Source organism: Limnochordia bacterium, assembly GCA_023230925.1.
In the GTDB taxonomy this organism is placed as follows: domain Bacteria; phylum Bacillota; class Limnochordia; order DUMW01; family DUMW01; genus JALNWK01.
On record JALNWK010000027.1, the window covers coordinates 26,083 to 34,598 of the forward strand.

At 49.3% G+C, this 8,516-nt stretch carries 7 protein-coding genes; 4 read left to right on the top strand and 3 right to left on the bottom strand.

Annotated elements, in window-relative coordinates:
* Positions 1-7 precede the first annotated feature (7 nt).
* Positions 8-880, top strand: coding sequence for a DUF4115 domain-containing protein (locus M0Q40_07745; protein MCK9222500.1), 873 nt, complete (start codon positions 8-10; stop codon positions 878-880).
* A gap of 96 nt (positions 881-976) precedes the next feature.
* Positions 977-1,765 carry a stage II sporulation protein P gene (locus M0Q40_07750; GenBank protein MCK9222501.1) on the top strand — a complete coding sequence of 263 codons (789 nt, stop codon included), beginning with the start codon at positions 977-979 and terminating at the stop codon, positions 1,763-1,765.
* Positions 1,766-1,810: 45 nt separating this feature from the next.
* Here the strand turns inward: M0Q40_07750 and M0Q40_07755 are convergent, their stop codons facing one another.
* The 3 genes from M0Q40_07755 to M0Q40_07765 form a co-directional block, all read right to left on the bottom strand.
* A complete protein-coding gene (locus M0Q40_07755) occupies positions 1,811-2,560 on the bottom strand; it encodes a YqhG family protein (GenBank protein ID MCK9222502.1) in 750 nt (249 codons plus the stop codon).
* Between the two features lie 3 nt (positions 2,561-2,563).
* Complete coding sequence (locus M0Q40_07760; GenBank protein MCK9222503.1) at positions 2,564-4,384, bottom strand: DEAD/DEAH box helicase; 1,821 nt, start codon at positions 4,382-4,384, stop codon at positions 2,564-2,566.
* A gap of 127 nt (positions 4,385-4,511) precedes the next feature.
* On the bottom strand, positions 4,512-5,414 hold the full coding sequence (locus M0Q40_07765) for a class A beta-lactamase-related serine hydrolase (protein MCK9222504.1): 903 nt from the start codon (positions 5,412-5,414) through the stop codon (positions 4,512-4,514).
* Positions 5,415-5,560: 146 nt separating this feature from the next.
* Here M0Q40_07765 and M0Q40_07770 point away from each other — a divergent pair, with 146 nt between their 5' ends.
* Entirely contained in the window at positions 5,561-7,240 is a 1,680-nt protein-coding gene (locus M0Q40_07770) for an ABC transporter substrate-binding protein (protein MCK9222505.1), read from the top strand.
* 436 nt (positions 7,241-7,676) lie between these two features.
* Entirely contained in the window at positions 7,677-8,177 is a 501-nt protein-coding gene (locus M0Q40_07775; protein ID MCK9222506.1) for a CPBP family glutamic-type intramembrane protease, read from the top strand.
* The last annotated feature ends 339 nt before the right edge of the window (positions 8,178-8,516 follow it).

The window sequence follows — 8,516 nt, forward strand, 5'->3', positions numbered from 1 at the left end:
ATGGGTTTTGAGGGAATTGGGAGATTTTCTCTACCAGGAGAGACAGAAGAAGGGGATTACCCTAGAAGAGTTGGAGCAGATTACTAAGATTCGTAGCAAATATCTAAGAGCCATAGAAGAAGGGGATTTTGAAGTCATCCCCGGCGAGGTGTACCTGAAAGGCTTTCTCAAAAGCTATGCCGAGGCCGTGGGGGTGGAAGGACGGAATGTGCTTGCGTGGTATGAACAGATAAAAGGCCCCGACTCCCCACCAGACACTGTCGCCGCCGAGAGTGCTGCTACTACCGAGGCAAGTCTTAAGGAACTAAGGAGAACGAGACCTTCCTTCGGCCGCGCCCTCCTTGTTGCGCTACTCCTTATTGCTCTTGCTTTTCTGGCGTACAAGCTCTGGGATTTTTACTTGGCTGGTGCGGAACAAGGTGAGACTCCCAACCTAGAAACGCAGTTCCAGCAGCCAGAACCGGAAGTCGAGCCAGAACCAGCAACGGCTACACCGATTGTGCCCGAGGAACAACCCGAGTCAGAACCTACCGACAAAGAGCCAGAGCCCGTAGTGACCGAACCAGATGAGAGTACCCATGGGACTGAGGTTCCCGAGTCTGTTGTTGCCGTAAAGCTGGAGGTGGTGGCCAGCGATGTGTGTTGGCTCGAAGTGTATGCTGATGGGGAACGGGTTTACTATGGAAACCTTGACGTTGACGATGCGAGGACCTTTCATGGTGAGAAAGAGATTTATGCCAAGTTTGGAAAGGGCGAAGTCGCTAGTTTACGCGTAAACGATGTGGAGCTTGGCATGGCAGGTAAAGGTGTGGTGCGCTGGTTGTTTACTCCAGAGGAGAGCAAGGTAGTGCCCCCTGGCGAAACACAGCCTCTCATTTAGGAACGATGGCTAACTGCTTTTTTTAGGACTTGTCATCCTCCCTGTTATATTTCCCCAAACTGGGGAATATATTTATCTCGGAAGGGGGGAAAGGACATGGCTAATATGCGAACACCGAAAAAAGACGGGCCAGGTCTTGTGTTCATCCTGATAGCATTAGTTGTTGTTGGAGCAATAGCATTAAAAGTTTTTGGACTTTTCCCTGGGGCAAAGCAAGAACCAGAAGAACAGATCCCGAAGATTGACGAGACAATACCACCGGAAGCTTTGGAGGTCAGTATGCTGGTTTACCATTCCCACGCATCGGAGAACTTTTCGCCTAGTGAAGCTAATACCACCAAGGGTAAAGAAGGCGACATTGTTCGAGTGGGCGAGGCTTTGGTTAATAACTTGGCCACCCGGGGAATCCTGGCAGTACATGATGTGACCGTGCATGATTATCCTAGCTGGAGTCAAGCGTACGCCAGGTCAAAGAGCACAATTGAATCGGCATTGCAGAAGTATCCCACAATCCAGTTTGTTATTGACGTACATCGGGACGGATTGCCTGATCGGGGTGAAGGCTACACTATCACCAAGATTGACGGTCAAGAGGCGGCCACGATTCTTCTGGTCACCGGTGATGCCAATAACCCAAGGGCTGCGGCTAACCTAGCATTTGCGGAGAAGATCCGTACCAAAATGGAGCAGATGTATCCGGGACTCCTCCGTCGCATCCAGGTAAAACATGAAGATCTCAATGGGAATTATCTGGACAACAGTGTGGTGGTATACATAGGTGATTACCGTGGTAATACCCTCAAGCAGGCTCTTAAGTCTGCAGAATTGCTTGCCAATGTACTGGCGGCAGTCTGTGCTGACTTGAAGACAGCTGCAAAGGAGTAATGTTACCCCCATTCCAACTCAAGGGCCCAAGCCTAGCTTAGGGCCCTAACCATCGGAGAGAAAGATCAGTTGTGTAACCACAGGATAGGCCATGATGCGAGGACCGAACCGCTGTTCCTGTTCTTGTAGTCTTTGCTTCAACTCCCTTTGGTAATCCCGCTGGGGATCCTGTGCGGACATCCGTCGGTAATAGTCCTGAAGATGTCGCTTTTCCTGGGCCAGACTTATTGCAGCACTTTCTGCCCAGGCATGGTCTTCCCCTTGCAGAAGGTGCCGCAGGTTGTCACAGGCAAGTAGATAGGCCCGGCGAAAGCCAATTTTTCTGGGGAGGATGGTGGTTTCCGGTGGCTTTGTGGTCTGCCAGTCCGCGTCCTTAGTCTCTTTATACAGGGTGTCGGATACTGTACCTATATGAAGATCAATGGCTATAGGCCATATTTCCTCGGGCCGGTGAAATCCGGTGAAGATTAACCGGAAATGAAACAGAATATATGGTCTTAGTATTGACGAACCCCGGATAATGTATCTTCGACAAAGCCTGCCCTTGGCTGATGCGGTATCAATCAATTGCTCCATCCGCAATGATCCCGGCTGTAATAATTCCGCATGGGGGAAGCGTTCCTGACCCTGCTGCGAGAAGACAAAGTCCCAAACTGCGGGCTTACTGAACCGATTCTCTATTTCACTCACTTGATCGTCGGTTAACTGTACCCGTAAAAGGCCATCGTGATCGGTATGGGATGCCCCCATTGCCTTGAAAAAGCTTACGGCAAAATCCTTAATCTGTTCTTCCATCTTTTATCCTCCCAGAAGCTTCTCCAAATTGGATGCATTCTCTGTGTTTGGGGTCACATCGGAAAACTGCGTAGCAAAATCATCCAGTTCCCTGCGAATAGTATCGTCCCCGGTGTGGCTCAATAAAATGCGCCCGAGACTAGTCTCAAAACCTCCCTTAATTTGCATTTTGCTGAGGATCGCATCTAGGTCCCCCACCACGGTGCGGAATAGATCCAGCTTCTCATGGAGCAGATACAGAATGTGCTCCTCAATGGTGTTTCTGGTGGCCAGGTTGAATATTTGCACGTCCTTAGTTTGACCCAAACGATGTACCCGGCCAATACGTTGCTCAATTCTCAGGGGATTCCATGGTAGATCATAGTTGATCACATTACGGCAGAATTGGAGGTTGAGTCCTTCACCCCCGGACTCGGTACTGATTAGTACTTGGGCTTTGGCCTTGAACAGGGAACGGACCCACTGCTTCTGACTGCGGGAAAGCTCCCCGTTAAAGATCAAGGTAGGCACCTCCTTCTTAGATAAATGCTGCCACAGGGCCCTTTGGGTGGCCTTAAACTCAGTGAAGATGATGACCTTTTCCTGCAACCTGTCGATTAGGTTGAGGACACAGTGCATTTTGGCAGTTTTCTCAATAGACAAAGCTAAGGCTAGTAGATTGCACAGATACTCACACGCGGTCCCTCCCACTCCACCATCGAGCATCTTTTCAATGGTGAGGGCCGCTGCCTGGGGGCTTGAGCAAGCCTCTCTAAGCAGAGTGATAAAGGGCAACATATTGCCATGGGAGAGCCCGGATTTAACGCGCACAAAATCCAGGATCCGTTGATACAACTTAGCTTCCTCCGCGCCCAGAGTGACGGGAACTAAGGAGACAAGGCGCTTGGTTAGTTCGATGGTGTCTTTACCCCGCCGGTTACGAATGAGTACTGAACCGATTAGCCGCTGAAGTTCCTCGGTATTCTGGGCAGTACGCTTATCCACCGTAAAATCCCTTTGGAAGTCCTTATACGTCCCTAGTTGGCCCGGACGGAGGAGATTAATCAGGTTATATAGCTCCTTGAGGTCGTTTTGCACGGGAGTTGCCGTCAGTAACAGAAAGTACTTTTTCACGACAGAATTTACTAATTGGAAGTTTTGGGTCTTCTCACTCTTGAGCTTATGGGCTTCATCTACGATGAGCATATCGTAATGCTGTTGGCAAATGATTGCTTTGTTCTGTGGCCGCTTGGCTGTGTCCAAGGATGCGATCAAGTAGCCTCCCTTATCCCAGTCATAGCTGCTGCGCTGGATCCGAACGGGGATGTTAAATTTATCCTTTAGCTCAAAAAACCACTGCCAAATCAGGGTAGAAGGCACCAGAATCAGTGCATTGGCTACTTCATTTCTCAGGATGTATTCCTTTAGAATCATCCCTGCCTCAATAGTCTTACCAAGCCCTACTTCATCGGCCAGAATGGCCCGCCCATTCATCTGATGGACGACCCTTTGGACAGTATTCATTTGATGGGGATAAAGTACTACGCCACAGCGGGCAAAGTATTCCCTCAGGTGACTGATCACGAGTAGATCCTCATCACCTGATGTGCACCTTAGGGCGGTGCCCTGTAAAGAAAGCTTGATCCAGGCTGGATCGTCGAAGTTCTTGTAGCGGATTCTCTGCACCAGTTCCCGTGGTGCGCTTTGGGAAAAGTAGACCTGTAAGTGCTGGGAGACCTCCTCCCCCGGGCCATAGGTTTCCTCCTTCTTTTGGAACATCCTAGCCAACGAAGGTAAGATGGGAACAGTGATCTGGATATCTTGAAAGGTCGATGGTTGCAACACAGATTACCCACCTCGTCTGTTTTGTTGTGGTTCTATTGTTACCGGGTAAGCGTCTTTTCATCACCGGGCTGTCTTAACTTGTCCCCAAACAGGGCAGATCTATGCTGGTACCTAGGACCGTCCTAACCTACCGATGCAACTGGGACTGGTAATCGAAGACCAGCTTACTGATGGCGGCAATATGGGAGAAGCCTTCATCAAGGTCTGCAATACCAATAGAAAGGACCGTCAGGATATAGGGATGATCATGGAACACAATACCTACGTCATTGGCGATGCCATCAAGGTCCCCTTCTTTGTGGGCAACGGTAATCTCCGGAGGAAGAAGCCCAGGAATGCCAGTATGGAAAATGGAATGGGCCATATCATCAAGGATGCGGTGGCCTAGCTGGGGGGACCGTTTGGCAAAATCCAATACTTCCTTCATGTACAGGCCCATATCCGCCGCTGTAGTGACATTTTTACCACCGGGATACACTGTCTTACCTCCTAGACCAACCATGTAATTGATGAAGTTTTGTCGTCCTAAGTGGTCGATGAGCATTGATGTAGCGATGTTATCACTGATGGTGATTGCTAGGTTGCTCAGCACTCGTAGAGAGTATGGATAATCTTCCCGGCCATCGTAGCGGAGGACGCCATTACCACCTTGGTAGTGGCGCTCTTTGACATAGGAAATGGGGGTAGACAAATCCTCTTGACCCGCGGCGACCAACTCATTTAGATATAGGACCAAGGGTACCTTAATGGTGCTTGCTGCAGTGATCGGGAGTTGTTCATTGATCCCAAAGATGTGGCCAGAGTGGAGATCATGAAAGTAGATCCCAAACTGCCCGTCAGGTACCGTCGAAAGATAGTCTTGGATCTTGGTCACAAGAGGCGTGTAGTCCACATTACTTCTTCCCTGTTTGTTTGTGGTGGACAAAAGCAAAGACCACGGCTGGGCTTTTCGCGGTGGCCTTTGAAGCAAAACAATAGCGACAATAACGATGAAAACAGCAGCAATCAGGAATAGGTATTTTTGCTTCATGTTTTTTCGCTCCTTAGTTTATTAGTCTCATAGCTAGTATATGCGTAGCCTTAGAAAAATTTAAGGAAAAAGCTAGCAGGGGAAAGGATTTCGCATATCTTACAGCGAATGATCAAAAAAGCTTATCAATCGGGAGGGAGTAACGCATGCGCACCATCTTAGCCGCCATATGTTGTGCATTATTGCTCCTGCAGCCCTTTGCCGATGGAGAGGTAGCCGGTGCCAGCATTGGTCGGTATGGTGGTAGTCTCACCTTCGGTGTGGTAGGGACGCCCCGTACTTTCAACTACTTCATGGCGGAGGATCATACTTCGCTTCTTATTCTGGACTTCGTATACGATGGCCTCGTTGAGTATGATTACCGCACGGGGGAACTAGTACCGGCTTTAGCTGCAAGTTGGGATTTTAACCAAGAGGGAACTGTATGGACCTTTCATTTGCGTCAAGATGTCCTGTGGCATGATGGGGAGCCCTTTACCGCAGATGATGTCCTGTTCACCTTTGGTTTGATCTTCGATGAAACACTGCCCTTTCTATACAGGGAGTCCTTTTACATTGACGGAAGTCCCTTTGCCTACACAAAGTTGGATGATTATACCATCAGGCTGACTTTACCTAGACCCTTCGCGCCCTTGCTTTCGGCCTTAACGATGAAGATCATGCCCCGGCACAAACTAGCCCAGCCCTGGATGCAGGGGGAGTTTACCAGGACTTGGGGGATTGATTGCTCCCTCTCCGATGTGGTGGGAACGGGTCCCTTCCAGTTAGTTCAGTATCAAAGGGGTCGAGAGGTAGTTCTCCTGCGAAATCCCAGATACTGGAAGAAGGATGCAAAGGGAAACCTTCTTCCCTATCTTACGAGACTGGTCATTCGTACCAAAAGTGACCTAGCACAGCTTTACCAGGACCTAGGGGCGGGTAGGTTGGATGTTTTTGAAATTCACCCGGGGACTGACTCGGCGTTACTGAAACAGATTCCCCCGGGCTACACTTTATATGACGCCGGTTTGGGTTTCTCAAGCAACATTCTGGTTCTCAATCAGGATCCAAACACCCTTGAAGAGATGAAGCACCGCGTATTTGCCGATCAAGCCTTTCGGCAAGCGATAGCCCACGCCATAGATCAGGAACGAATCATCCAGGAGGTGTATGGTGGTCTTGCGGTTAGACAAAGGGCTTTTGTCAGTCCGGCGTCCCGGTTCTACCATGAGACTGCGGTACCTATCTACGAAAAGGATCTGCTAGCTGCTAGGGAGATTTTGCGTCTAGCTGGCTTTTCCTGGGATGAGGCAGATCTGTTACGTTCTCCCGATGGTTGGAGTGTAGAGCTGTCTCTTTGCTCCAATGCGGATAATCCTGAACGGGTCCGGATGGCTGATCTAATTGCTGAGGATCTGCGCCGAATTGGTGTTTCCGTGGAACACCATCCCGTTAACGCAAACGTTTTTGTGCGCAAACTCTCCTGTGGTGATTGGGACTGTGTCCTTCTGGGTCTGGAAAGCACTATGGAGCCCCATGATGGATGGGATATTTGGCACTCCTCGGGGTATTTCCACTTGTGGCAGCCTATGCAGTTAAGACCAAGTACTCCATGGGAAGGTGAAATTGATCGTTTGTTTGAGGTTGGAGCTACTACCATGGATAGGAGAAAGCGGTATCAAGCCTACGCCGAAGCGCAAAGGATTGCAGCAGAGCAATTACCGATGATCTTCTTGCCCACTGCCAGTCGCATGTATCTTGTTCGTGATAAACTGCAGAACGTGGAGGCCGTGGGTCCAAAGGGTGTGTTGGGGGAGATTACTACCCTTTGGATTGAGAATCCCTGATCATTCCCTGAGTATTGGCTTTTGGCCGGAACAGTACCCGAGAGGTCGGGAGCTTCAGCCACCATATACTTCACCGTCCTTACAGCAGTTTCGTGCAAGTTATGCACACTGTCCAAGAAAATCCTTGTAATGGATGATGTTTAGATCCCATGTTGGCGATGCTTACTGCCGTAGGCAACATCGATGTCGCAAGCATAGCTGTAGAAAGCACTTTGATGAGCGGAGACTGCTGTAAAGCGCTGATCAATACCTGCACAAAGCACTACGACGTAAGGGATGTCTGTTTAGGCGAGAGGGTAGGCAGACGATAGGTGAGGTCATTAGTAAATCGAGCCACGTCGCCGATTTATTCCTCTATGAGAGGCTTGATCCCGATAGAGCCTTTGCCTGAGTTTCTGTACACCACATCACTGAAATGCTGTTTGCCCTAGCTGTAATGATGATACTAAGCAGGCTGCTGAAAGTTGATTTCGGTTTCGGCCTTGGCGACAGGAGGAAAGGAACCAAATATGTAGTGGTGTATACTGCCATATTTGCAGGGGTCACACTTGTCTGCCATATACCTATGCTGATCTACAGCATGTTACTAGTCTATGACTCATTGAACAAAAGGAATACCTTGGAATGCTGGGCTTTGCTCCTAAGTGGGCTGGCCGAAGAGGTTTTGTATCGGGCGCTCCCCATCACAATGCTTGCACATGTAGTGGGGAAGAGCGTAAAGATAAAGTGGGGCATTACACTAGAGGTGATGATCGCCTCTTTCCTGTTGGTCATGGCACACATGACATGGACCTTATTTCCGTTTACCATTGAAGCGAACTACTTCCAGCTGTTTTATGCTTTTGTACTAGGCGCTATCCAAGGCAAAGCGTACCAGGACAGCCGCAGCGTTGTGTATCCGATAGCATCAGCAATGTGTTGGGGTATCTGCTTATAGTATTCGGCTAGTGTCTAAGGAAGATAGGTTAATTGGCTAGGATTCCGTCACAGTCCAGAACCACTGACATCACGCGAGTCGAAAATGAGGCTGATAATCCGCTCAGCTTGGATGCCAGACCGGAAGTTTTTGATTCGCAGGTGAGATTAAGGGAAAGGACAAGGCAGCTGCTAGCCAAGATATATCTAAGATGATGGGGTCTTGATAAAACACGGGAGTATGAGTCAAGAATTTACGGGTTCAGGTAGGTGATCGCGAACGCGACGGATACCGCGGGTCCCATGAGAGAGAAGGGAAAAGAAGGGATCGAGAGGCTCAATCTCCAATATAGGAGATAAG